At 69.5% G+C, this 24,468-nt stretch carries 19 protein-coding genes and 1 pseudogene; 13 read left to right on the top strand and 7 right to left on the bottom strand.

Annotated features, from left to right (window positions below; all coding sequences use genetic code 11):
• Positions 1 to 35: 35 nt before the first annotated feature.
• Positions 36 to 1,016 (bottom strand): dehydrogenase, encoded by a 981-nt coding sequence (locus tag ACFZDJ_RS24655; RefSeq protein ID WP_382001654.1) that lies wholly within the window; start codon positions 1,014 to 1,016, stop codon positions 36 to 38.
• A 106-nt stretch (positions 1,017 to 1,122) separates the two neighbouring features.
• Here ACFZDJ_RS24655 and ACFZDJ_RS24650 point away from each other — a divergent pair, with 106 nt between their 5' ends.
• The 3 genes from ACFZDJ_RS24650 (at position 1,123) to ACFZDJ_RS24640 (ending at position 5,699) form a co-directional block, all read left to right on the top strand.
• A complete protein-coding gene (locus tag ACFZDJ_RS24650; protein WP_391061493.1) occupies positions 1,123 to 1,980 on the top strand; it encodes a CDP-alcohol phosphatidyltransferase family protein in 858 nt (285 codons plus the stop codon).
• A gap of 96 nt (positions 1,981 to 2,076) precedes the next feature.
• The gene (uvrA, locus tag ACFZDJ_RS24645; RefSeq protein WP_391061490.1) at positions 2,077 to 4,677 is read left to right on the top strand and encodes an excinuclease ABC subunit UvrA; all 2,601 of its coding nucleotides are present in this window, start codon (positions 2,077 to 2,079) and stop codon (positions 4,675 to 4,677) included.
• A gap of 5 nt (positions 4,678 to 4,682) precedes the next feature.
• Complete coding sequence (locus tag ACFZDJ_RS24640; RefSeq protein WP_391061487.1) at positions 4,683 to 5,699, top strand: RNA polymerase sigma factor; 1,017 nt, start codon at positions 4,683 to 4,685, stop codon at positions 5,697 to 5,699.
• A gap of 283 nt (positions 5,700 to 5,982) precedes the next feature.
• On the opposite strand, the gene ACFZDJ_RS24635 is transcribed toward ACFZDJ_RS24640, so the two are convergent.
• Complete coding sequence (locus tag ACFZDJ_RS24635; protein ID WP_390929448.1) at positions 5,983 to 6,348, bottom strand: hypothetical protein; 366 nt, start codon at positions 6,346 to 6,348, stop codon at positions 5,983 to 5,985.
• 401 nt (positions 6,349 to 6,749) lie between these two features.
• The gene (locus ACFZDJ_RS24630; protein ID WP_360272238.1) at positions 6,750 to 7,082 is read right to left on the bottom strand and encodes a hypothetical protein; all 333 of its coding nucleotides are present in this window, start codon (positions 7,080 to 7,082) and stop codon (positions 6,750 to 6,752) included.
• An 83-nt stretch (positions 7,083 to 7,165) separates the two neighbouring features.
• On the opposite strand from ACFZDJ_RS24630, the gene ACFZDJ_RS24625 reads away from it, so the two are divergent.
• Positions 7,166 to 10,492: a BTAD domain-containing putative transcriptional regulator gene (locus ACFZDJ_RS24625; protein WP_391061484.1), complete on the top strand. Its 3,327-nt coding sequence runs from the start codon at positions 7,166 to 7,168 to the stop codon at positions 10,490 to 10,492.
• A gap of 106 nt (positions 10,493 to 10,598) precedes the next feature.
• On the opposite strand, the gene ACFZDJ_RS24620 is transcribed toward ACFZDJ_RS24625, so the two are convergent.
• Positions 10,599 to 11,738: a hypothetical protein gene (locus ACFZDJ_RS24620; RefSeq protein ID WP_390929452.1), complete on the bottom strand. Its 1,140-nt coding sequence runs from the start codon at positions 11,736 to 11,738 to the stop codon at positions 10,599 to 10,601.
• 751 nt (positions 11,739 to 12,489) lie between these two features.
• On the bottom strand, positions 12,490 to 13,221 hold the full coding sequence (locus ACFZDJ_RS24615) for a ferritin-like domain-containing protein (RefSeq protein ID WP_390929454.1): 732 nt from the start codon (positions 13,219 to 13,221) through the stop codon (positions 12,490 to 12,492).
• Positions 13,222 to 13,480: 259 nt separating this feature from the next.
• Here ACFZDJ_RS24615 and ACFZDJ_RS24610 point away from each other — a divergent pair, with 259 nt between their 5' ends.
• A complete protein-coding gene (locus ACFZDJ_RS24610) occupies positions 13,481 to 13,825 on the top strand; it encodes a hypothetical protein (protein ID WP_390929456.1) in 345 nt (114 codons plus the stop codon).
• Between the two features lie 141 nt (positions 13,826 to 13,966).
• On the opposite strand, the gene ACFZDJ_RS24605 is transcribed toward ACFZDJ_RS24610, so the two are convergent.
• Positions 13,967 to 14,491, bottom strand: a complete 525-nt coding sequence (locus tag ACFZDJ_RS24605) for a tyrosine-type recombinase/integrase (protein ID WP_391061711.1) — start codon at positions 14,489 to 14,491, stop codon at positions 13,967 to 13,969.
• Positions 14,492 to 14,669: 178 nt separating this feature from the next.
• On the opposite strand from ACFZDJ_RS24605, the gene hutH reads away from it, so the two are divergent.
• The 8 genes from hutH (at position 14,670) to ACFZDJ_RS24565 (ending at position 22,788) form a co-directional block, all read left to right on the top strand.
• Entirely contained in the window at positions 14,670 to 16,211 is a 1,542-nt protein-coding gene (hutH, locus tag ACFZDJ_RS24600; protein ID WP_391061480.1) for an aromatic amino acid lyase, read from the top strand.
• Positions 16,208 to 16,507: a hypothetical protein gene (locus ACFZDJ_RS24595; protein WP_168513449.1), complete on the top strand. Its 300-nt coding sequence runs from the start codon at positions 16,208 to 16,210 to the stop codon at positions 16,505 to 16,507. Before hutH ends, ACFZDJ_RS24595 begins: the two co-directional genes overlap by 4 nt.
• The gene (locus ACFZDJ_RS24590; protein WP_391061477.1) at positions 16,504 to 17,604 is read left to right on the top strand and encodes a hypothetical protein; all 1,101 of its coding nucleotides are present in this window, start codon (positions 16,504 to 16,506) and stop codon (positions 17,602 to 17,604) included. The genes ACFZDJ_RS24595 and ACFZDJ_RS24590 overlap by 4 nt, the downstream gene beginning before the upstream one ends.
• Positions 17,601 to 19,910: a beta-ketoacyl synthase N-terminal-like domain-containing protein gene (locus ACFZDJ_RS24585; protein ID WP_391061475.1), complete on the top strand. Its 2,310-nt coding sequence runs from the start codon at positions 17,601 to 17,603 to the stop codon at positions 19,908 to 19,910. Before ACFZDJ_RS24590 ends, ACFZDJ_RS24585 begins: the two co-directional genes overlap by 4 nt.
• 73 nt (positions 19,911 to 19,983) lie before the next feature.
• Positions 19,984 to 20,382: a hypothetical protein gene (locus ACFZDJ_RS24580; RefSeq protein ID WP_391061472.1), complete on the top strand. Its 399-nt coding sequence runs from the start codon at positions 19,984 to 19,986 to the stop codon at positions 20,380 to 20,382.
• Positions 20,379 to 20,861, top strand: a complete 483-nt coding sequence (locus ACFZDJ_RS24575; protein ID WP_391061469.1) for a hypothetical protein — start codon at positions 20,379 to 20,381, stop codon at positions 20,859 to 20,861. Before ACFZDJ_RS24580 ends, ACFZDJ_RS24575 begins: the two co-directional genes overlap by 4 nt.
• On the top strand, positions 20,858 to 21,526 hold the full coding sequence (locus tag ACFZDJ_RS24570; protein WP_391061466.1) for a class I SAM-dependent methyltransferase: 669 nt from the start codon (positions 20,858 to 20,860) through the stop codon (positions 21,524 to 21,526). Before ACFZDJ_RS24575 ends, ACFZDJ_RS24570 begins: the two co-directional genes overlap by 4 nt.
• 704 nt (positions 21,527 to 22,230) lie before the next feature.
• Positions 22,231 to 22,788 (top strand): hypothetical protein, encoded by a 558-nt coding sequence (locus ACFZDJ_RS24565; RefSeq protein ID WP_390929469.1) that lies wholly within the window; start codon positions 22,231 to 22,233, stop codon positions 22,786 to 22,788.
• 679 nt (positions 22,789 to 23,467) lie between these two features.
• On the opposite strand, the pseudogene ACFZDJ_RS24560 reads toward ACFZDJ_RS24565, so the two are convergent.
• A pseudogene (locus ACFZDJ_RS24560) lies at positions 23,468 to 24,427 on the bottom strand (IS481 family transposase).
• Positions 24,428 to 24,468 lie beyond the last annotated feature (41 nt).

Raw genomic sequence — 24,468 nt, 5'->3', positions numbered from 1 at the left:
TGCAGTTTTTGGAGGTCAGGCAGGTTGTTCAGTGCTCAAACGCCTTCGTAGACGACGCGATGGCACAGGCCGGGTATCGATCCGGAGGCCAACTTCGGCATCACGTCGGGCAGTTCGTCGAAGCCGCACTCACCGGTGACGAGCGCGTCGAAGGCGGGCTCGGCGAGCAGTTCCAGGGCGAGCGCCAGCCGATCGGCGTACGTCCGGCTGGCGCGCCGCGCCGGTGAAACGGAACCCACCTGGCTGCTGCGCACGACCAGGCGCCGTGAGTGGAAGGCCTCGCCCAGCGGCAGGCTGACGCGCCGGTCGCCGTACCAGCTCATCTCCAGGACGGTGCCCTCCTGGGCGAGGAGCTCCAGCGACCGGGTGAGCCCGGCCTCGGTGGCGCTGGCGTGCACGACGAGGTCGCACTCGCCCGCGGCGTCCGCGGGGAGCGCGAAATCGACGCCCAGGGCGCGGGCGATGTCGGCGCGCGCGGGGTCGGCGTCGACGAGCTGGACGCGTACGCCCGGAAAGCGGGCGAGGAGCGCGGCGATGGAGCAGCCGACCATGCCGCCGCCCACCACGGCGATCCGGTCGCCGACCAGCGGTGCCGCGTCCCACAGGGCGTTCACCGCGGTCTCCACGGTCCCGGCGAGCACCGCGCGCGGGGCGGGGACGGAGTCCGGTACGACGGTCACGGCGCTCAGCGGCACGACGTACCTCGTCTGGTGCGGGTACAGGCAGAATACGGTCCGGCCGCGCAGACCCGCCGGGCCTTCTTCCACCTGGCCGACGCTCAAGTAGCCGTACTTCACCGGTGCGGGGAAATCCCCTTCCTGGAACGGTGCACGCATCGAAGCATGCTGACTTTCCGGAACGCCGCCGCGGAAGACAAGGGTCTCTGTGCCCCGGCTCACTCCCGAGTAGAGCGTGCGCACCAGCACCTCCCCCTCGGCGGGGGCCGGCAGGGCGACCTCGCGTATCTCGGCGTGGCCGGGCGAGCTCAGCCAGAAGGCACGAGCTGTGAGTTCCATGAGCGTCCCCCTGAACGATTCAGCAGATCTTCACGTACGGAGCGGTGACAAGCCGCGCACTGTACGCGGCGTTGATCGACTCTGTCATACGGCCGGAGGATGTGCGGTGGCCCTGAACAACACGTACGACGCGAGGCTCTTGGCGCAGGAGACCACGGTGGGAGCGGGTCTGCAGCTCCTGGTGCTGGCTCTGCTGGGCACGGCGATCGGGATGGGGCCCGCGGGCTGGCTGACCGGTCTGGCCTTCGCGCTCGCCACCTGGGCGGTTCTCACCCGTGCCCTGCGTCGGTCACGGCCCCGATCCTTCGGACCGGCCAATCGGGTGACACTCGGCCGGGCCATCCTGGTCGGCGGGGTCACCGCCCTGGTCGCGGACTCCTTCGAGAGCTCGCCCCCGGTCAGCCTGCTCGTCGGTCTCACGGCGGTCGCCCTGATCCTCGACGGGGTGGACGGCAAGGTCGCCCGTCGCACCGGCACCTCGACCGCGCTGGGCGCCCGCTTCGACATGGAGGTGGACGCGTTCCTGATCCTGGTGCTGAGCGTGTACGTCTCGATGTCGCTCGGCCCGTGGGTGCTGCTGATCGGCACCATGCGGTACGCGTTCGTGGCGGCGGCCCGGGTGCTGCCCTGGCTGAACGCGGCGCTGCCGCACAGCATGGCGCGCAAGACCGTGGCGGCCCTTCAGGGGATCGTGCTGCTCGTCGCGGGCGCCGGGATCATGCCCCTGGAGGGCAACGCCGCCGCGGTACTCCTCGCGCTCGCCTCGCTCATCTGGTCGTTCGGCCGCGACATCACCTGGCTGTACCGCCACCGCCACCCGGTCGAGGAGCGGACGCAGGAGCAGGAGCAGGCGCGGAACCAGCAGGCGCAGAACCAGCAGAACGAGCAGGAGCAGCAGCAGGAGCAGGAGGAGGAGCAGGAGCAGCAGGTGCGGGACGGCGTCCGCGAGCTCGTCGAAGCGTGAGGCCGCGGCGGCGACGGGCGGAGCAGCACCGAGGGCGGAATCAGTTGATAACGATTCCGCAACCGCACGCTCTACCGCGTCGTAGGGTTCGGATGGGTGAAAGACCGAATCGTCATCAAGGGCGCCCGTCAGCACAACCTGCGTGACATCTCCGCGGAGTTGCCCAGGAATGCGCTCATCGCTTTCACCGGAGTATCGGGCTCGGGAAAATCCAGTCTGGCTTTCGACACGATCTTCACCGAAGGCCGCCGGCGTTACGTCGAATCGCCTTCCGTCTACGCCCGACAGTTTCTCGGCGAGTTGGACAAGCCCGATGTCGATGTGATCGAGGGCCTGTCGCCGGCCATCGCGATCGACCAGAAGAGGACCGCCGACGGGTTCAGCCGGGTGCGGGTCGACGGGGAGGTCCATCCGCTCGCCGGTCAGCCGCCGCTGGACAAACGCGGGAAGCACTCGATCGACGTGGTCGTGGACCGGCTCGCGGTGAAGGCGAGTGCGCGACAGCGGCTGACCGAGTCCGTCGAGACCGCGCTCGGGCTCGCCGGAGGCGTCGTCCGCGTCGACTTCGTGGATCTGGACGCCTCCGACCCGGAACGTGAGGTGCGGTTCTCGGAGCGGATGGGCTGCCCGCGGGCGCACGACATCGGCCTCGAGGCGCTGGAGCCGCGGCTGTTCTCCTTCAACGCGCCGTGGGGTGCCTGCCCCGAGTGCACCGGCCTGGGCTCGCGGATGGAGGCCGACCTCGGACTCGTCGTACCGGACGAGGAGAAGTCGCTGTCCGAGGGCGCCGTCGCGCCGTGGACGAACGCCAGCGGCGCCGAGTACTTCACCCGGCTGCTCGCAGCGGTGGCCGCGGCGGCCGGGTTCAGCACCGTCGTCCCCTGGCGTCAACTGCCCGCCGCCGCGAAGAAGGTGGTGCCGCACGGGTTCCGGGAGCAGGTACACCTCACCTGTCGGAACCGGTGCGGGCGCGAGCGTTCCCGCCTCACCCGGTTCGAGGGCGTCCTCCCCCATGTCACCCGCCGCCACGCGCAGGAGGACCCCTCCCGGGAGCGGTTCGCGGGCTGTCTGCGCGAGGTGCCCTGCCCGGCCTGCGGCGGCGCCCGGCTGAAGCCGGGCGTGTTCGCCGTCACCGTGGGCGGACGCGCCATCGCCGAGCTGACGGCACTGCCGATCGATCAACTCGCACGATTTTCGCGGGACCTGGAGCCGGCGGGCCGGGAGCGGCGGGTCGCCGACGCCGTCGTCGCGGAGATCGGCGAGCGGCTGCGGTTCCTCCTCGACGTCGGCCTGGACCATCTGTCGCTGAACCGGCCGGCCGCCAGTCCGTCCGGCGGCGAGGCGCAGTGGATCCGGCCGGCCACCCAGATCTGCACCGGTCTGGTCGGCGTGCTGTACGTGCTGGACGAACCGAGCATCGGGCTGCACCAGCGGGACAACCGGCGGCTCATCGAGACACTGCTGCGGCTGCGGGACGGTGGCAACACCGTGATCGTCGTCGAGCACGACGAGGAGACCGTGAAGGTCGCCGACCGGGTGGTGGACATCGGGCCGGGCGCGGGCGCGCACGGCGGACACGTGGTGCACTCGGGTACCGTGCGCGAGCTCCTCGGCCATCCGAGCTCCCTCACCGGCGCCTGTCTGTCCGGCCGACGGCGGATACCGCCGCCCGAGGCACGCAGGCCCCGCACTAAGGGGCGTGCGATCACGGTGCACGACGCCGGCGAGCACAACCTGCGCGAGGTGTCGGTCTCGTTCCCGCTCGGGCAGTTCGTGGCCGCCACGGGTGTGCCCGGCTCAGGCAGGTCGACACTGGTCAACGACATCCTCTACACGGCACTGGCCAAACGCCTCCACGGCGCCCACAAGGTGCCCGGCCGCCGCCACACGCTCACCGGCGTCGAGGAGATCGACAAGGTCGTCCAGGTCGACCAGTCCCCGATCGGCCGCAGCCCCCGCTCGGACCCGGCGACGTACACCGGAGTCTTCGACCACCCGCGGAAGCTGTTCGGGCAGAGCCCGGAGGCGAAGGTGCGCGGCTACCAGCCGGGCCGTTTCTCCTTCAACTTCAAGGGCGGCCGCTGCGAGCACCGCTACGGCGACGGCACCATCAAGGTCGAGAGGAACTTCCTCCCCGACGCCTACGTGCCGTGTGAGGTGTGTCACGGAGCGCCGTACAACCGGGAGACCCTGGACGTACACTTCAAAGGCAGGTCCATCACCGACGTACTGGGCATGACCATCGAGGACAGCCTGGATTTCTTCGCGGAACACGCGATCATCTCCCGGCACCTGAGGACACTCCATGACGTGGGTCTGGGCCATGTGGAACTCGGACAGCCCGCCACGACGCTCTCCGGCGGCGAGGCACAATGCGTCAAGCTCGCCTCCGTACTGCAGAAACGCACCAAAGGCAGAAGCCTCTGCGTCCTCGACGAGCCGACCACCGGCCTGCACGTCGACGACGTCCGCCAACTGCTGGCCGTGCTCCACCGACTCGTCGACCAAGGCAACACGGTCGTCGTCATCGAGCACGACCTCGACGTGATCAAGACCGCCGACTGGACCGTCGACATGGGTCCCGAAGGCGGCCACCGCGGCGGCACCGTGATCGCCGAGGGCACCCCCGAACAGGTGGCGGCCCAGCCTCGGTCCTACACCGGGCAGTTCCTCCGACCGCTTCTGGAGAGGAGTTGAGCGCCATGGAAACGGACACTCAGGCATGGGAACTGGAGTCGCCCCATTCCGACGCGTACCCGGACGAGGACGCCGACGCGCCCAGCCCCCGGCTCACTTCCGGCGGCGCCACGATCGATCAGGTGCGTGACTACCTCAAGCAGATCTCCCGGGTCTCCCTCCTCGACGCCGAGAAGGAGGTGGAGCTGGCGAAGCGGATCGAGGCGGGCCTGTTCGCCGAGCGGAGGCTGGCGGAGGAGAAGGCCCTCGGCCTGGAATTCCGACGCGAACTGGAGATTCTCGCCGCGGACGGGCACGTGGCGAAATCCCATCTCGTCGAGGCGAACCTGCGCCTGGTCGTCTCCATCGCCAAGCGGTACAGCAGACGCGGAATGCTTTTCCTGGATCTGATCCAGGAGGGGAACACAGGGCTGATCCGCGCGGTGGAGAAATTCGACTACACCAAAGGGTTCAAGTTCTCGACCTATGCGACCTGGTGGATCCGGCAGGCGATTTCACGCGCCCTCGCCGACCAGAGCCGGACCATCCGCATTCCCGTCCACATGGTCGAGGTCATCAACCGCATGGCCAAGGTCCGCCGGGAAATACTCCAGGACACCGGGGCCGAACCCACACCGGAACAACTCGCGGACAAGCTGGACGTCCCCGTCGAGAAGATCACCGAGATAGAGGGCTACAGCAAGCAACCGGTCTCACTCCACACTCCTCTCGGCGAGGACGGCGGCACGGAACTCGGTGACATCCTGGAGGACAGCGAGACCATCTCCCCCGCGGACATGGTCACCTTCCTCCTCCTCAAGGACGCCATCCAGGCCGTCCTCGCGAACATGACCGCACGCGAGGCCGGAATCATCTCCCTGCGCTACGGCCTCATCGACGGGCAGGCACGGACCCTGGAGGAGATCGGGCAGGTGTACGGGGTGACACGCGAGCGGATCCGTCAGATCGAGTCCAAGACGATGTCCAAACTGCGCCACCCCTCCCGCTCCCAGGCCCTACGTGACTACCTCGACGTCAGCTGATCCCCTGCTCCCGCAGCGGGTGTCGCAGGTTCGAATCCTGCCGGGGGCGCGGAGAGAAGGGCCGGCTCGGGAGGGGTTTCTTTCCGGGCCGGCCCTTCGGCGTTTCAGGCCCACCATCGGCCGGGGCCGCCGCGTCCGTCGCCCCCTGTCGCGGAGCCAGTCGCAGCCGCATACGCGGGCCGGTCGTCGCAGTGACTGCCGGCGAGTGCGCACGACGGCGTTCGGGAAGGTCCGGGCGGGCCGAGGGGCAGGGGCCTCGGCCCGGAAGCCTCCGGAGGGTATGTCAGGCGGGTGGGCATCCGAACCAGTTCACCCTGCCGTTGCTGGAGGTATAGCCCATGCATCTGACGGTTCTGTTGTGCAGGGTCTCGGTCCGGACGACCCCTCCATCCAGAGTGTCCCTCTTGTAGTGGCTCTGTACGAGGGTGTCGATCTCGATGGTGTACCAGCGCTGCTTGTTGTTCGGGATGCTGCAGCGGTGGCCGGTCAGGTTACGACTGGGCCCGCTGCTCCACATGTCCTGTTCGGCGCGGTCACAATGCGCGCGGCTCGCGGCGCCGGCGGTGCCGGCGCCGGGGCCGAGCAGGGCCGCCGCGCCCATGGTCACCGCCGCGGTAACGCCGAGCAGGCGCTTCAGAGTGAGGTTCATCGATGGTTCCTCCTGCCAGATGTGGTGACGGCTCGGAGTCGCCATGTCACCTTGCTGCGATAGTCGCACTTGTCCGGGATGTCCGGCCCGGTGGGCGGCGGCGCAATCCCCCGACCCGGTGACGTCGGTGATGCCAATGCAGCAGGCCCCGGTCACATCCCCGACCGGCCCCGGAGCGGGACTCGGTCGGCCACTTTCAGCGCTTTCCAAAAGCTCGTCGGCGAGGGTGACCTCGAAGAAGGCCGAGCAGGTGCGGGCGGAGGGTCAGCTCCGGCCCCCGGTCGTCCGTCCCTCATCTGCTCCGCGCGCCGCACCCCTTTGCCCACTGCGTCGCGGAAGCCGCGGTCGGGTCCGCGCCACCGGGACGTGATGTCGTACGTGTGCCTGTGTTGTCCACCGCGTCATGAGCGGACCACGTCCACGATGACGTGCCCTGTTCGACGGTCCGCGCGGAGCACTGCGCGGGCCGCCCCGAGGATCTCCTCGTCCATCTCCAGCCCGGAGGCCAGGATCTGGAGCAGCCGCGTCCGCCACACATCGGGGTCCGTCTCGTACGCGTGCAGCACCCGTAGGCCGTATCCGCCCCGCACGCCGTCGCCGCCGTCCGACAACCGTCGGCGGACCGCCTCACTCAGCATGGCGTGGAGGTCGTGGACGACTCCTCGTGAGGTGTCGGTGAGTCCGGCCGCCGCCCCCATGGCCAACGCGGTGGCCACCAACTCCGCTTCGGTCACGCGGACCCCCTTCGGTTGTGCGGGTTGTGCGATGTCGTGTCCATCACCATGGCTGGGGGTGCTGCAATTCTGATGAAAATTCGATGACGTATAGAAGCGGAGGCTTCGGGGTGGACGACGGATCTCCTCAGCTGCTGCGGTTCGAAGTGCTCGGACCGTTACGGGCATGGCGGGGCGGGACGCCGCTGGAGCTGGGGCCGGTCAAGCGGCAGGCCGTGCTGGCCGTTCTGCTGCTGCGCCAAGGGGCCGTGGTGAGTCATGAGCGGCTGCTCGACGCGGTGTGGGGCGAGGAGCCTCCCGCAGGCGGCCACAAAGTGCTGCCCACTCACGTCAACTCGCTGCGCAGGGTGCTCGATCCGAAAGGAACCCCGCCCGCGGAGTCGGTGATCCGCAGCGGCAAGGGCTGGTACCGCTTCGTCGTCGAGGAGGTCAGGCTCGATACGGCGGATCTGGACGAACGGGGCGCCGAGGCGCTGCGTACCGTCGCGTCGGGCGACCTGGCCACCGCCGCGGACCAACTCTGCGCGGCCATCGGGCTGTTCCGGGGTGAGCCGCTGGCCGGGCTGCCGGGACCATTCGCGCGGGAGGAGCGGCAGCGGTGGGAGGAGCGCCGACGGACGTTGCGACTGGAGCGGCTCAAGTGCCTGGTCCTGCTGGGCCGGTTCGGCGATGCCCTCGACGACCTGAGCGGACTGTCGGCGTCTTCGGCGGCTGACCGCTACGACGAGTCGCTGACGGCCTTGCGCATGCGGGCACTGTACGGCCGCGGACGTCAGGCAGAAGCGCTCAGAACCTACGAGGTCCTGCGCGTACAACTGCGTGACGAGCTCGGAACCGATCCCGGTGAGGAACTGCGCCGGGTGCACGAAGCGGTACTGCACCAGGACGACGCCTTCCTCCTGCGTCCGCCCCCGTCGGTGCTCTTCACACCGCGCGAGAGCGCCGTGCCCGCCGAACTTCCGCACGACACTCCGGGTTTCGCCGGCCGCACCGGCGAACTCGAACGACTCGACTCGCTGCTTGCGCCCGCTCGGGCGCAAGGCAGGGCGAACACCGTGGTCATCTCCGCCATCGGCGGCGCCGCCGGCATCGGCAAGACCGCGCTGGCCGTGCACTGGGCACACCAGGTCCGCGACCGCTTCCCGGACGGCCAGCTCTACGTCAACCTGCACGGCTTCGACCACGACCGACAGCCCCTCGAACCCGGCGAGGCCCTTGAACTGCTGCTGCGCAGCCTGGGGCTCGCGGCGTCGGAGATCCCCCCGCACCACGAGGCCCAGGGCCGCGTGTTCCGGACTCTGCTGGCCGACCGGCGCATGCTCGTCCTGCTGGACAACGCGGCCTCCGCCGATCAGGTACGTCCGCTGCTGCCGTCCAGCCCGACCTGCTGCGTCCTCGTCACCAGCCGCAACCGCCTCGGCGACCTCGTCGCCCACGACGGCGCCCACGCCCTGCCCCTGGATCTCCTCCAGCCGGACGAGGCCCGCGCACTGCTGAGCCGGGCCCTCGGCGCGGAACGGGTCGACGACGACAAACACGCGGTCGACGAACTGATCCGGCTCTGCGGCAGCCTCCCCCTGGCCCTGCGCGTGGCCGCCGCCAGGCTCGCGGGCGATCCGGCCCTGCGGACGGCCGACCTCGTCGCCGAGATGACCGAGGGCAGCAAACTGGAGGCACTGGAGCCGGACCGCGACGCCAACTCTCCTTTGCGTACGGCCCTTTCGGTGTCGTACCGGGTCCTGGCATCGGGCGCACGCCGGCTGTTCCGCCTGCTCGGCCTGTTCCCGGGAGCGGAGTTCACCGCCGAGGTCGCGGCGGCGCTCCTGGATGCGCCGCTGTCGGGGGCCCGCCGTCTGATCGGTGCGCTGACCTCGGCCCATCTGATCGAACCCGCGACGGTGGGGCGTTACCGGTTCCACGATCTCCTTCGTGAGTACGCACAGGAATGTGCGCTGATGGAGGAGGCGGCGCCGGACCGTGAAGCCGCCCTCGAACGGCTGCTGATCTGGTACCTGAACGCCACCCGGACCACCGCGGGGGCCGGGCTCTTTCCGGAGCTGCCCGGCAGCCTCCGCGCCGGCAGGCACCCGGGCATGCCGTCGGCCACCGCGCCTCGACCATGGCTGGATGCGAAACGGGCGAATCTGCTCGCCGTCATCAACCACGCCGCCCACCACGGCCCCCGCCCCGTCGCCTGGCACCTGACCTCCGCACTGTTCAGCGACTTCTGGATCCATCTGGCACGCAAGACCTGGCAGACCACCGCGCAGACGGCACTGGACGCGGCCGAGACCGAAGGGGACCTGTTCGGTCAGGCAGCGATGCACGCGAGCCTCGCAGCGGCGCGGTGGGACCGCGGGCATGTCCGACAGGCGATGGAACACGCCACACGCGCACTGGACATCAGCCGGGAGCTCGGTTGGGCGACGGGCGAGGCGTCGGGTGTCGGCCTCAGAGGCATGGCCTATTGGAGCATGGCGCGCCTCGACAGTGCGTACGCCGATTTCACCGTCGGCCTGCGCATCTTCCGTGAGACCGGGAATCGCTACTTCGAAGGATTCGGGGTGGTCGGCCTCGGTATGGCCTGTCGGGATCTGGGCCGGCTGAACGAGGCCGCCGATCACCTCGAACGTGCCGTCGGCCTCGAGGCAGAGGTCAGCTGGTGGGACGCCGGCTCGGCCCTGCAGATCCTGGGTGGGGTGTACTGGGAACTCGGCCGTCTCACCGACGGACTCGACCTCCTCGGCCCGGAGGTGGCCTCCGACAAGCGGGCCGGTTACCGCGACGGCCACGCGATGATGCTCGACGCCATCGCGAAGATCAATGTCGAACTCGGCCGCCACAACGAAGGGCTGGAGCACGCCGAGCGAGCGTTCGCTCTGGTCGAGGACACGAAACGACACTGGGTTCAGTCCGGCATCCTCAACACCGTCGCGGCAGCCCGCCGACGACTGGGACAGCTGGACCGGGCTCTTCAGTCCGGCGAGCAGGCTCTCGCCCTGGCCCGCGAGTCGCGATTCCGGCGAGCCGAGGCGGACAGCCTCATGTGCCTCTCCCTCACCTACAAGGAAGTGGGCCGGTACGACGAGGCCCGTACCCACGCCGAACAGGCGCTGGCCCTGGCCCGCGACCACTCGTTCCGCGTGGTGGAGGGCCAGGCCCTGACAGCCCTGTGCGGGACGGCGGAGGCCGAGGAAGCACACGGCGCGGCCGTCGAGCTCGGCCAGGAGGCCCTCGCCGTACACCGCGAGACCAGCCACCGACTCGGCGAGGCCCGCACCCTCATGGCACTCGCCCGCGCCCACCGGAAGACCGACGGCGCCGCCGCCGAACTGATGAGGCGACAGGCATGGGCCATCTTCTCGGACATCGGCGTGCCCGAGACGGAGTACGCGGATCTCGACCGGTGACGTCTCCTCAGCCGAGCCCGCTCGGTCCCTGGGGCGCCCCAGGGACCGAAGAGGCCGCCGACGCGTCTTGCACGTCTCGTCCGGGACGTGAGCGGGCGCACGCTCGCTACTTCAGGACGACTCCATCGCCTGCGGCATTCACCGAAGCCACCGTGTCGCTCCCCGCATACGACCAACGCCAGTAGCCGGCGGCGTTCGCTGTCGTCGTCGTACTCAGGTAGCCCGTCGCGTTCGTGCGGACCGTCTTGATCGTCGTGTATGTGGTGCTGCCCGACTTCTTGAACTGCAGCTTCACCGACTGTCCCGCGTAACCGGTGAACGTGGTGGCCGCGTCGGTCGTCGCGCGGGTCAGGCGGCCGGAGACCGTCAGTTTGGCGCCCTTGGTCACCGGTTCCGGGCCGGCGTTGACCGTCAGTTTCGATGTCTTCAGCAGGGTGACGCCGTCTCCCGTCGAAGTCGCTGCGGAGGACGTGCTGTTCTGTGCGAACAGCCAACGCCAGGTGCCCGACGTGTTCGCCGTGACGGTCGTCTTCAGCTTGCCGTCGGTGCCCGAGGTTATTGTCTTGAGCGTGCTGTACGACGTCCCGCCGGACTTCTTGAACTGCAGTTTCACCGGCTGGCCCGAGTATCCGACGACGGCCTTCGTACCGTCCACCTCCGTGGTGTTCCAGTCGGGGCGGGTGAGCCGGCCGGTGAAGGTGAGCGTGCCCCCCTTGCGGACCGGCTCAGGGGTGGCGTTCATCGCCGCCAGCTTTGTTTCCTTCAGCAGCAGGGCGTCGCCGCCGGGCAGGTCCTCGTACTGCGGGTACAGCGTGGACTCCAGGTACTGGCCGCCGTCGTATGCGTAGCCGGAAACCCTGAGCCCGATCGGTCCAGGGGAGTCGTTGTAGTAGTACGCCGGGGAGAGGATCGCCGTTCCGGTGCAGGTGGACACAGTGGAGGTGGTCTGCACGCACGTCATGTTGTGGTCCACGGGACCCTCGAGGAAGGTGCCCGCCAGGTCGGCATCGATGGTCTCGATGCCGCCGGAGTCGTCGTAGATCTGGGCGCTGACGGGCACCGTCACCGTCCCGGTGGTGCCCAGGACGATCGGCTTGCCGTTGTTGATGGAGACACTGCGGAATTCGGTGTCTCCGTATGCCGCCTGAGCCGGCGTCACAAGCGACAGTCCGCCGGTTACCGTCGCGGCCAGGAGCAGGGCCGTTCTTCGTACGGCGATCCCGGATCTCGTTGTCTCAGGTGTCATGGAACCCCCCATGTAGTCGGACCGTGTCCCCTGCACGGTTCGCGCATCCTTTCACGAAGATCCAGAGGCGATGGGCGGAGGCGCTGCGGGGCCGCCGGAGCCTGCCGAGTGCCGCTTGGGAATGGCAGTACGAGGACCGCATCGAGACGAGGAGGGCCCTCCTGTGCGCGGAGCGCCGCACGGTCGCCATCAACAGTCGTACCCGCCGTCACCGAAACACGTACACAGCACAGGGTGAGGTGGTCGCTCACCGTCTCCACGGCAGCAGGCACCAGAGGTCTGGCCCTCGCTGCCCTGGCGAGCTGGAGCAGCCTTCTGCTGGTCGTACAGGGGCGGGTGGTCCCCGGCTGGGGGGGGTGAGTGCGGCTCTCCTTGTCATGCCGCTCGTTCTCCGACGGGCCCTCACCCGGGCGGGCCGCCCGGCGGGTGCTTCGAGGCTCCCGGGGAAGCGAGCCACGTGGGCACGGCCGGGAAACAGTCTGCTGATCGTCACGGCGGTGCTCGGCACTGCGTGGGGAGCGGTGGACGACCTGATCTCGGACGCGGAGCTGACTGCCTACGATCCCCAGACAGAACGTCCGCTGGTGGAGACGCGACCGGAACGCTCGATTGAGCTGATGTCGCGCATCACGGGGGTGTCTCGCGGTCGAGTTATCGGTGGCCTGACCGGGTATCGAAACTCCAGGTCAGCGCCCCCACTCCCCCGCCTCTCTCCTGAAGAGGCTGTAGGAAGCGGCGGAGCTGTCCGTTGTCAGCCCTCGCTCGTCCATGCATCTGGGCGGGGCACCAGCACTGCGGAGACCACCGCGTGGGACGAGGCCATGACATCGACCACGAATCGCAGGCGCCCGATGTCGAGTCGGCGCAGTGCCGGACCGTGGTCGGCGACGACGACGAGAGAGACCGCGAGCAGAAGAACTCGCCACAGGGCCATCACCGGGCGGCGCATCGCGCGGGGCAACTCCGCCAGGGAGGCGTGCAGTCGCTCGCAGTGGAACGGGACGTGGCGCTGCTCGTCGGCCAGGATCCGTCCCGCCACATCCGCAGTGAGCGAGTCGTCGGTGCCATCGCGCAGGGCCCGGTAATAACGCAGCGCCACCACTTCCGCGATCATCAGCACCAGCAGTTCCATGCGTAGGCCCATGAGACGCCGCAGCCGTACGAAGACCACGTCGCTCCAGTGGCCCGTCAACGTCGGTATGCCCCCCGCAGCCAGCAGCCGAGCAAGTAGACGGGCGTGATTCTGTTCCTCGGCGATGAAGAGCCGGACCGCCTGCGTGTAGTCGGCGTCGCCGGCCTGGTCCGCTTTGCCGACGAGGTTGGCGCCGTCACCGTCCTCACCGACCTGGAAGCGCTGGATGCCGGCCCACACCGCCGGATGCAGCGCCGCGCTCTGCCCCCAGTCCGGATCACCCTGGGCGCGCCTGCGCTCGCGCTCGTCCTCGAACCGCCTTGTCCACTTGGCGAAGCCGCCCGTATGCACCCGGTCTCCCCTCTCCGGGACACAGCCACCGCGCCCCGGAGAGGGACGACGCAGGCGGACACCAAACCGTTCCCCTGCTGCCAGGCACCTACGGTTCACACATTCACATGCACGCGCCGCGCGAGAGACCCGCCGGCCCCCTCGTGAACAGCCACTTCCCCAGTGCAGGTTGACATCAGCAGCTGACATCAACGACTGCGCTTGCAGCACACATATGGCACACATGGCCGTGCGCGCGGATGGTGGGGAGCTGTGCAGGATGCCCGTCAAGGATGAGCTAGCCCGACGCCGGTACGAGAAGCTGGTCGACCAGCTTGAGTCACTGATGCGGACCGCACTCTGGCCCGAGTACCAGGGCTACTACGGGCAGCTGATCCTGAGCGGCGATGCCCTTACGGGCATGGGCGAGCTCAAGGACGTCCGGCGTGCCGCTCGTGAGGCAGGGCGTCGTCCCGGCTGGAGGACAACCACCCATCTCGTCGGCGGCCGACTCTTCGTACTCGACGAGCAGGATGTGCCGGAGGAGATCGAGCAGCTGGCCGGGGATGCAGTCGCTGCTGCGATTGACCAGGCTTGGGAGGAAGGCCACCGACCGCGCGGCTGACCTGATCCGATGGAGACGCGAGGGGACGGGTCGGCTGAGTCCTGGGCCGTCTCTGGGCCGTCCGAGGCTCCCCGAGGCCGACCAACGGCGACCGGCAGTGACAGTCGAGCCAGAACCGTCAGCAGTGAAACCGCAAGTCAGCTATCCAGCGCACCTTCGGTGCGCCCCGGGGGCGTGGTAAATCCCGTGTGTGCGTTGGAGGTGCTTCTGTCTGCCCTGACCTGGGGTGATGCCGTTCGGGATCGTGGTGTTGTCCGTTCCGGCCGAAACCGATTCGTCTGTGATGCCGGTGAGCTCGCGGGAGAGGGTGGCGGCGAGGTGCCGCAGGCCGTGGACGGTGATGCGGGGGACGCCGGCCTGGCGGCTGAGGTAGCGGAAGTGATTGAGGACGTATTCGGGGTGCAGCGGACGTCCGTCGGGGCGGTGGAAGACATAACCGCCATGGGCGGCGGTATTGGTGACAGGTCCTCTGGCGCGGGCGCGGTGTCCCAGGGCGGTGGCGACTCGGTCGGAGAGGGCGACCCGGTTCCAGCTCGTCTTGGTCTTGGGGGTGGTCAGCACGAGGTGGTCGTTGTCGACCGCGGAGAGGGTGTAGCGGATCAGGATGACGCGCTCGTCGAGGGGGACGTCATCCCAGCGCACGCCCAGGGCCTCGCCTTTGCGCAGGCCGGCCCGTAGTCAGCCGTTTCTTTCGGTGCACGACATCGTTCTCTTTGCGCGGATACGTGAAGGTTCGTCTCCGACGGGTCCCGGGCGCGGAGCCGTCCGGTCACTTGCACGGATAGGGGATTGAGCAATGCTCCTCGACGATTCCGTCCGTCTGCCTGTTGCTCCGTCTGTAGTGGTGACGTCGCCCTTGGTCCAGATCCCGCTCGTGGATGAGCTCACCCCCGCCATCCTGGAACAGGCCGCCCTGCCGGTCGATTTCACCGTCGATGACAAGGTGCGCAGGCGGGTTGCCGAATGCCGTGAGTACACCGCCACGGCGATGAGCGACGGCCGTGCGGTGTACGGCGCGACCACCGGCTTCGGACCGCTCGTCGCATTCCCCGGCCGTGCGGAGTACGCCGATCAGTGCGACAACGCGATCAACCATCTGATCGCAGGGTATGGGGAAGATCTACCCGCCGCCGTCGCCCGCGCCGCGCTCACCGTCCGCCTGTGGTCCCTGTGTCAAGGACGCTCTGGGGTATCGCCCGAGATCATCGACTCCCTGTGCGCCGCTCTGCGTACGTCCTTCGCACCCGCGATCCCCATGTACGGCTCCGTCGGCGCCAGCGGTGATCTCATCCCGCTCGCCTACGCCGCCCGAGCCCTGCGCGGCGAGGGCTACGCCTACCTCAGCGGCGAACGGCTCCCCGCCAACGTGGCCCTGCAGCGGGCCGGGCTCTCTCCCCTCGAACTCGACGGGCGGGACGCGCTCGCCCTGGTCAACGGCACCTCTGTCACGGCCGCCGCGGCCGCACTGGCCCTGGCCCGGTTGCGCCGCTCGTACGACAACGCCCTCACCCTCAGCGCCTGCCTGGTCGACCTGCTGGGCGCCGCTCCTGCCTTCCTCGCCCCGCAGCTGCTGCGCGCCTTCGGACACCCCGGCGCCGTACGGGCAGCGGCCGCGTTGCGCGAGCGGCTGGAAGGGACGGTGCCCGCACCGGACCGGCCACTCCAGGAGCCGTACAGCATCCGGTGCACCCCCCAACTGCTGGGCGCGGCCGAAGCCTCCCTGGGACACGCGGGCCGGGTCATCGCCGATGACCTCGGCGGGATCAGTGACAACCCGCTCTTCTTCGCCGAGGACGACCTGGTCGCACACGGCGGCAACTTCTTCGGACAGCCCGTGGCCTTCGCGGCCGACCTGCTGTCCATCACCGCGACCCAGTTGGGCAACCTCGCAGAGCGTCAGCTCGACCTGCTGGTAGACCCTCACCGCAACGGCGGGCTGCCGCCGATGCTGGCCGCCGCACCAGGCCGCCAGCATGGGGTCCAAGGCGTCCAGCTCGCCGCGACCGCCACTGTCGCAGCGATGCGCCGCGACGCGGTCCCCGCCTCCGTGCAGAGCCTGCCGACCAATGGCCACAACCAGGACATTGTCCCCTTCGGTACCCAGGCCGCACTCACCGCGATGGCCCAGGCCGAGCGGCTGCGCTGGCTGCACGGCTCACTGGCAGTGGCCCTGCGACAGGGTGCTCATCTGTCTGGCGTCCTCTCCGCGCAGCGCCGCGCGGGCGCGCCGCGTTGCCTCGCCGTACTGGAGCGACTCTCCGCCGTGGTCGCGCCCGTTGATCCCGACCGGCCGCTGGACGCGGACGTCCGCCGGGCTGCCGAAGTGCTGGATGAACTCGCCGACCCCGACGCCTACGCCTGTCACCACGAGGAGCAGCAGCCATGACGGACATCGATGGATCCGCCGAAGCCACCGGATCTGCCGAGGACGCCGCGAGCCCTACGGCCGTCCGGGTCCGTGCCGTCGTAGAAGGCGCCTTGGGGCATTCGCTCGCCGCCTGGCCCCAGGCGGCCCCACTCGCCGAGTTCCCGTTGGCGGCGTACGACAGCCTGATGCAACTGGAGGCCGTGACTCGGCTGGAGAAGGAGTTCTGCCTGGCGACCGGTGCGCTGGACACCGCAGACGTGGCCACCCTGCAAGCGGCGACGGCACGCCTCGTACACCTGACGGAGACCCCGTGAGCACCACGGCGTCGCCCTACGAGGTGCTGGGCTTCGACGCTCTGCGGGAGCGGCCCGGGATCGGCGTGTCCTCCGCCCAGCCCGACGGGCCGTGGCACCTGCCGTGGCACCGCCTCTCCACGACCGAAGCCGCCGGTCCACGAGCGGAACTTTTCGCGGGGGACTACGAGTTCCACACCTCCGGCTCCACCGGCGCCCCCGTCCGGCGCATCCTGCCCGGGACCCGGCTGCGCGCTGACGCCGAGCAACTCGCCCGCCTGCTGGCTCCGTACGCTCCCGAGGCCATCGTCAGTTTCGCGCCGCCCCGGCACGCCTACGGTGCCTCGGCCACGATGATGCTGCCCGCCGTGACCGGGCTTCCCGTATGGTTCTGGCCCTCCTTCGACTGCCCGCCACCACCGGTCGCCGCCCGGCGGGTAGCCTTCGTCGCGATCCCGTGGACCTTCCGGATCCTGACCCGGTACCCGCAGTGGACAGTCGCCTTCGAACAGCTCACCGTTCTGCACAGCTCCGCCGAACTCCCCGCGGAGGCAAGCCGGTTCCAGGGTGACGCCCGCACCACGATGATCGAGGTGCTTGGCTCCACCGAGACCAGCGCCGTCGCCTACCGCAGCGGCTGGGACGCGGCCGGAGCATGGACCCTGTTCGACGACGTCACCTTCGCCGGGGCACACACGGCCGAGGAGGCCCCGCTCACCGTCTCCAGTCCCCGTCTTTCCGCACTCGCCGACGGCAGCCACCCGGACAGCCACGAAATGGACGACCTGATCCGGCGGCTCGACGACCGACGGTTCTCGCGCACCGGCCGCCGCGCCCACCTGGTCAAGATCAACGGGGTCCGGCATGACCTCAACGGCATCGCCGCACGGCTGCGGGCGGCGCTCCCAGGAGCCGACGTGGCCTGCGTGCGCGCGGCCGACCAGTTACGCGGGGAGACGTACGACGTGTTCGTCGCCGGGGGCGGGCCCTTGACGGCGGACGGCGTACGAGCCACCGCGCGCGGCCTCGGCGCAACCCCCAGGGATGTCCGGCTGGTCGACCGCATCCCGCGCAGTTCCCTCGGCAAGCTGTTGGCCGGTCCGGAGGCAAGCGCATGACGGCCGCATCGTCCGTGCCCGCCGTCGCCGTCAGCGCCATCCACCTCGCCTGTTCCCTCGGCGACACGCCCGAGGCCGTCTGGGCGAGTATCGAAGGCGCGGTCCGTGGGCTCACCCCGCGCGGCCCCCGGCACCTGTGTGGACAGCTGGCCCGGCCGGACGGCGCCGAGGAACTGGACGCAGCGCTACGCCTCGCCGTGCACCACGCCACCGGCGCCTGGACCGCGTCCGGCCTGGCTCGGTCCGCGCTCGCCCCCGACCGGGTCGCCGTGGTCCTCGGCACCACCGACTGGGGCGCCCCCGACTTCCGCCACCACCTCGACGACCACCGCGACCGCGCACTGGCGCGCCCTCACACCGCTGCCGACGCCATCGCCGGCGCCCTTGGGCTTACCGGGCCCCGGGCGGTGTTCGTCAACGGATGCGTCGCCTCGGCCTGCGCTCTCGGGCACGCCGCCGACCTGGTCCGCACCGGCCGCGCCGACGCTGTCCTGGTCGGCGGCCTCAACCTTCTCGACGACTCCGTGCTCGCCGCCTTCGACAGTTGGCGGGCCCTGGACCGGGCGGGCTGCTCCCCGTATCGGCGAAGCGCCGGGACCAGTCTCGGCGAAGGCGTGGCCTTCCTCGTGCTGGAGCCCGCTGGGCGTGCCGGGATGAACCCGCTGGGATATCTGCTGGGACATGCCCTTACTGGCGACGCCCACCACATCACCGCTCCGCACCCGGACGGTGAAGGGCTGGCACGCGCTATCTGGGCCGCTCTCGCCGACGCCGGAATCGGCCCGGAGCTGATCGGTTACGTCAACGGCCACGGAACAGGAACCCGCGCCAACGACATTGCCGAACTGCGGGCACTGGGCTCGGTGTTCGACGTGAGGCCACCGGTCAACAGCACCAAGTCGCAGACCGGGCACACGCTGGGCGCGTCAGGAGCCCTGGAGGCGGCAGTCACGGTCCTGGCCCTGCGCCATCACACCCTGCCCGGCGACCCGGCCCCCGCACGGGGCGGGCCGTTCGCCTCCGTAGTGGGCGACGGCCGGGACATCGCGGCCGGGGCGACACGTCCAGCGCCCGGGTTGGAGTACGCCCTGAGCACCTCCGCCGGCTTCGGCGGACAGAACGCCGCCCTTGTGTTCGGAGCCGTTGCCCCCGGTAGGCGCGAGTATCTGGGCGGAGGAGAGGTGCTGGTCACCGGCGCGGGCGTGGTCCACCCTTGGGCGACCGGCCGGGCGGCGTTCCTGGCCGCACTGCGTACTGCCGGGCCTGCGATCCCCGAAGCCGAGGTGGCGGACGCTGAGCTGGCCCCGTACATCCCCCCTGCCGACTGGCCACGCCTGGACCCTTTCGGGCGGCTCGTGACCGCCGCCGCCCGGCTGGCCGAGGCCGACGCCGGGCCCGGTGCATGCCTCGACCCGGCGCGGATCGGCCTCGTCCTCGCCACTGCCTCCGGACCTGTCACCACCCACAACGCCATGGCCGAGTTGCACGCCCAGGGCCTTGCCCCAAGCCCAGTACTCGCCCCCAACGCGGTCGCCGGAGTACACGCGGGATATGCCGCTGTCGCCCTCAACGCACGGGGCCCGACCGTTGTCCTCTCGGCCGGCGACGCCTCCGGGCTGCTCGCACTCGGCCAGGGCGCAGACCTTGTCCGTGCCGGGCGCGCCGACGTCGTGTACGTCATCGCGGCCGACGAGGCCGCCCCCGCCCTGCGGGCCGGATTCGCGCACCACGGGCTACTGGCCAAGGAAGCGGGCCGCCCCTACGACGTGGACGCCGACGGCGGCGTCCTCACCCCGGCCGCCGTCGCCCTGGTCCTGGAGTCCGCCGAGCACGCGGACCGGCGCGGGGCCAGGGTCCTCGGCCGGATCCTCGGGCACGCCGGAGCCGGAGCCGCCGTGGGACCGGGTGGCGTCGAAGAATCGGGCGCCACCCTGGCACGCTGCCTCGCCGACGCTGCCCGCCGCTCGGGGATCACTCCCGATGACCTGCCCCACCTGTACGGCACATCCTGGGGCCACCCGGCGACCGACGCGGCCGAAGCCCGCGCGCTCGCCCACTTCCCCGGCTTGCCGGCCAACATCTGCGGCGCCACCGGATACACCCAGGCAGCGGGCGCGTTGCTCACGACACTGGCCGCCCTCGAAGCCTGCTCCGACCCGACCCTCGTGCGACGCCCCCTCACCGCGACCCGGCGCCCGCTCACGGAACTCTCCTCCGCCTCCACGCCGGGCCAACCCACGGCCGCCCTGGTCACCGCCATCAGCCGGGGTGGGACCTGCGCGGCCGCTGCCGTACGAGCCCCCTAGGTACCCCGCGCCGCGCGCCCGCGCCCACCCCCTCTGAAAGCCGAACCCCCTCAGAGAAAGGCGCTGTCAGCCCATGACCGCCGTCGCCCCAGCCCCGACGGGCGTAGCGGCCCCGGCGTTGGTGCTGCCCATGCCGGGTGAGCCCCTGCCGGCCGAGTGCCGCAGAGAGGACTGCGAGGAGCGGCTGCGCAGAGCACTGGCCGCTCTGCGCGAAACCCTCGCGGGGCACCCGCCCACCGCGCTCCGGCCTCCGGCGGACGAGATGAGCCGCGTCCGATACCGCTGGCTCATCGGACACCACGCGGCATTCGGCATCTGGCAGTCGCTGGCCAGGGTCCTGCACGCGCTGACCGCCGCCTCCGACGCCGCCGTCGGCAGCCTGACCGCCTGGGCGGCCGCGCTCTACGACACATACTCGGTCCTGTTCCTGTACGCCGGCAGTTGCACGCCGTCATGTTGCGCCCGCACATGACAGCCGCGCACCCCGCCTTCAGCGGAGAGTGGTCCCGCGACCACGCCTCCGTACTGGCAGCCCTGCGCGCCGCCCGGGACCAGCACTCGCCCGACCGGATCGCCCCGCTGACCCGCGCCGTGAAGGACAACCGGCGGGTGCACATGGCAGTGGCCGGGACACTCGTGCCCGGAGGCGCCTCCTTGCTCCAGCAGTCTGGTCGGCACCCTGGACACGGCCCGACCGAGGACGAACAAGCCCTCTACGACGACTACTTCCATGTACAGCGGCAGCCCCTGTGCCGGGTGGCCCACTGGGCGCAGTTGGTCCGGCTGCTCGGGCAGTGCACCGCGGACATCGCCGGCCACGGACTGGGCCTGGCTCCCGAAGGCTGCCCGGAACGCTTCACGCGTGACGCGCTTGAGTTGCTGACCGCCCCGGCCCTCACCGGGGAACCTCCTCTCCAGATCCACCGCCCACCGAAAGGACGGAAGACATGAGCATGCCCCTCAGCAATGTGAAGAATGTAATGGCCACCTCCGAGGTGTGCGCCTACCTGGTCGCCCAGGCAGAGCCGCCGAGCGCCGTCCAGCGGCAGCTGATCGAGCGCACGCGCGCGCTCGGTGGCCCGGCCGAGATGCAGATCCCGCACGAGCAGGGCGTGTTCCTCACCTTGCTGGCGAAGCTTGTCAATGCCCGTCGGATCGTCGAGGTCGGTACCTTCACTGGCTACTCCACTCTCGCCCTCGCGGAAGGGCTCGTTCCCGGCGGCCGGGTCCTGACCTGCGATATTTCCGAGGAATGGACCTCGATCGCGCAAGAGGGATGGAAAGCGGCAGGTGTCGCCGACCGAATCGACCTGAAGATCGCCCCCGCTCTGGACACCCTGCGAGCGCTGCCGTCCGAGCCGGTGGTCGATCTGGTATTCCTGGACGCCGACAAACCGGGCTACCAGGCGTACTGGGAGGAACTGGTCCCACGCGTTCGGCTCGGCGGACTGCTCCTCGCCGACAACGTCCTGTACGGCGGGGAGGCGGTGCATGCCGACGCGAAGGGCAACGCGCTGGCCATCCGAGAGTTCAACAAGCACGTCCGTGCCGACGACCGGGTGGAGTCCGTGATGCTCACGGTCGCCGACGGGCTGACTGTTGCGCGAAAGTGCTGAACCCGGCATCGCGCAGACAGTCCCGCCGTTCACGGATGGGGAACGAACGCGAATTGACCACGCCGTTTCGTACCCCCAGGAGGACTTGGAGGTTGGCCATGTAGGTGGTTGAACCTGGACGTCACTCGCGCGGATCCCGCTGGGTTCGCCCTGAACGTTGTCCCGGCGAGGTCGGATCGCTGCACCAGGACCAACCGCTTGGAGTCGTGACGGCGTTTCAGGACGCAGGGCGGCCGGGCCCTGGCCGGGGAAGGGGCAGCCAGGGCAGCCGTGCACCCGACATACCGAATGTGGCAGTGCGATGACGCGTCGCCATGGGAAGACCACCCTGCTCGGCAGAGGGCCGAGTCAGTGAGGGGCGGTGTGGTGCGGTGTCCTGCGGGCCCGTCGGGCATTCCAGGACCCGATTCCTCGGTTGTCGGACACGGGTTCTCCTTGGACGTCGCATGCCTCCAACGTCCGGGACTCCTGGCAGGACACTGCGGACCGGTCCCCTGCCCCCGGGAACGGCTCAATTCCCGGGCTCCGTGCAGCGCGTCGCCGCGTCCGGGAGCCCTCCATCGATTCGATGGTGACAAAGCGCGTCAAATCGGTCACTCTTGGTTAGTATGCGAATGAGTCTCCTCGTGAAGGTCTCGAATCTGTCGACACCTCGGGGGTGCACAAGTGCAGCTCGAAGGTCGGGCGGGAAGAAGGGTTCCACTATGAAGAGTCACAGGGGCGTGGCACGGCGCATGGGCGTTGCCGTGGTGCTGGCCGGCATGGTCTGCTCGGGAGTTGCGCTGGGCACCACTTCGGCGTCGGCCGCCACAGTGGACGCGATCTGCACGGTGACGACCGTGGACAGCGTCAGCCCGGCCCTGGACCCGGGACTGTCCGATACTGCCGAAGCGGTCACCGACACCGGCACCGAGAACTACACCTGTCTCGAATACTCCGGGAATCTCCTGGTCACCGGAACGGGCACGGCGAAGGTCCAGCTGCCGGGGGCCCAGTGCACGGGTGACGAGAACGAGGGGACGAACGACGTGGCGGTGACATGGTCGGACGGCACCACCTCACATATCCACTACGACAAGATCCATGGGGTTGAGACCGCCGGCCTGGTGGCCGTCTCCGAGAGCGGGACCGTTTCCCCGACCAGCACCAAGTTCGCCAATGACTCCTCGTCGCTCACCGGAGAGCTGATCGGTCAAGGTTGTGGTACCGCTACGGGCGAGACGTCGGGCCACGGCATCTTCACGGTGGTGTTCAGCCACTGATCCGCGTCGTGACCTGGGCCGCCCCGAAGTTCCACCCGTGCACCCCCTCCCCGCGGGCGCACGGGCGTGCAGAGTCAACTGTGTCCAGCGGCGGGAGTCGGCGCTGCGCGCCTGCGCCCACTCCTGCCGCGCCGCGTTCGCAGCCCACCCGCACGCGGTGCCACTCCTTTGACCGGCGAACCGGTACGCGTCTCCTCCGCTCTGGCTGCCTACGAGCGGATGTTGGTGCTCACGGAGCAGGCCGGATTCCCGCTGGAGGCCATCGTCGGCCGTGCTGAACGGCCACACCACAACTGCGCCGGATCGAGCGGGGAACAGCGGGGACTCACGGTGAATGCAGCCGAGCCCGACAGGGCCACGGCCCGGCCATTCACCCAGGTCAGCGGCCCAACAGGACCCAGGATGCCTCAGCTTCCCAAGGCTAGGGCTCAGGCCACCGGAGCGAAGAGGTACGTTGCAGGGATGCCGACCGAGTCCGTACCAACCTGTCCTCGGTGCGGTGGCCCGTTGAAGGCCGGCGCGATGGCGCTTTGTCACCGCGAGGAGGACAACCACCGAACCTGCCCTGTGGTCTGGGGCTGCTCCAACCAACACGTCTGGTGGGAGTGGGCCGACCGTCCGACTGCCCCGTTGGAACTCTGTCCCTACCCGGATCTGATGTGCAACTGACGATCACCGATTACGCCTGGGTCGTGGTCTTCTGCTTGAGGCGTTCGTAGGGGGTCTGGCCGTCGAGGCCGCCGTGGGGGCGATGGTAGTTGTATTAGTCCTCCCACTCGCGCAGCTTGTCGTTGAAGACCTCGGCGTCGTCGATGATGACGCCGTCGAGGAGCCGGTAGAACTCCTCGGCGTCGATGCGGTGGGAGCGTTCTACTTTGCCGTTCAGCCGCGGGGTGCGGGGCTTGATGTAGGTGTGGGCGATGCCCTTGTCGAGGACGTGCCAGTGGAAGGCGGACTGGAACTCGGCGCCGTTGTCGGTCTGGATGACCTCGACCTGGAACGGCAGGCGCTGGATGACATAGTCGAGGAACTGGATCGCGGTGGCTTGGTTGAGCGTCGGGTAGATCCGCAGGACGCGCAGGCGGGTGCAGTCGTCGATCGCGGTGAACTGGTAGTACTTGTTGCGGCCGCCGCGGCGCCCCTGGGGCATCGAGGCGAGCGGTTCGATGAACTTCACGTCGATCTGCACGCGGTGGCCGGGCAGCTGCTTCTCGTACCGCTTCCATCTGCGGTCGTGCCTCTTGTAGCGCTGCGAGGCCGGCAGGCGGCCCATGTCGAGGCGGTTGAGGATGCGCCAGACGCCGGACTTGCTGATGGTGACGTCGTGGTACCGCTTGAGGTACATGGCGATCTTCTCGGGCCCGAAGTGGTAGTTCTGCCGGAGATAGATGATCTTCCCGACCACCTCGACATGGGTCGCGTTCGGGCAGGTCTTCGGCGCCTTGGACCGAGTGCGCAGGCCCTCGACGCCTTCGGCCTGGTAGCGGCGGTACCAGGTGTAGTACGCCTGCCGCGAGATGCCGAAATAGCGGCAGGACATCGCGACGTTTCCGCTGACCTCTTCGACGTGGCGTATGACGGCCAGGCGCCGCTTGGCCTCACGGTCAAGCGGCGGGGTGGTGGGGGTGGACTTCGACATGGGGATCTCCGTACTGATCAGAGACCCAGGTGTCAACGATG

It is taken from the genome of Streptomyces sp. NPDC007896 (assembly GCF_042959425.1).
Taxonomy (GTDB): Bacteria; Actinomycetota; Actinomycetes; order Streptomycetales; family Streptomycetaceae; genus Streptomyces.
The sequence above is the reverse complement of the archived record's forward strand: the minus strand, read 5'-3'. Positions and strand labels throughout refer to the sequence as shown.

Coding starts and splice junctions, on each gene's coding strand:
- ACFZDJ_RS24575 (WP_391061469.1), top strand. CDS start 20,379: ATGACAGCCGCGCACCCCGCCTTCAGCGGAGAGTGGTCCCGCGACCAC.
- ACFZDJ_RS24580 (WP_391061472.1), top strand. CDS start 19,984: ATGACCGCCGTCGCCCCAGCCCCGACGGGCGTAGCGGCCCCGGCGTTG.
- ACFZDJ_RS24655 (WP_382001654.1), bottom strand. CDS start 1,016: ATGGAACTCACAGCTCGTGCCTTCTGGCTGAGCTCGCCCGGCCACGCC.
- ACFZDJ_RS24610 (WP_390929456.1), top strand. CDS start 13,481: ATGCCCGTCAAGGATGAGCTAGCCCGACGCCGGTACGAGAAGCTGGTC.
- ACFZDJ_RS24620 (WP_390929452.1), bottom strand. CDS start 11,738: ATGACACCTGAGACAACGAGATCCGGGATCGCCGTACGAAGAACGGCC.
- ACFZDJ_RS24585 (WP_391061475.1), top strand. CDS start 17,601: ATGACGGCCGCATCGTCCGTGCCCGCCGTCGCCGTCAGCGCCATCCAC.
- ACFZDJ_RS24565 (WP_390929469.1), top strand. CDS start 22,231: ATGAAGAGTCACAGGGGCGTGGCACGGCGCATGGGCGTTGCCGTGGTG.
- ACFZDJ_RS24595 (WP_168513449.1), top strand. CDS start 16,208: ATGACGGACATCGATGGATCCGCCGAAGCCACCGGATCTGCCGAGGAC.
- ACFZDJ_RS24625 (WP_391061484.1), top strand. CDS start 7,166: ATGACGTATAGAAGCGGAGGCTTCGGGGTGGACGACGGATCTCCTCAG.
- ACFZDJ_RS24635 (WP_390929448.1), bottom strand. CDS start 6,348: ATGAACCTCACTCTGAAGCGCCTGCTCGGCGTTACCGCGGCGGTGACC.
- ACFZDJ_RS24640 (WP_391061487.1), top strand. CDS start 4,683: ATGGAAACGGACACTCAGGCATGGGAACTGGAGTCGCCCCATTCCGAC.
- ACFZDJ_RS24570 (WP_391061466.1), top strand. CDS start 20,858: ATGAGCATGCCCCTCAGCAATGTGAAGAATGTAATGGCCACCTCCGAG.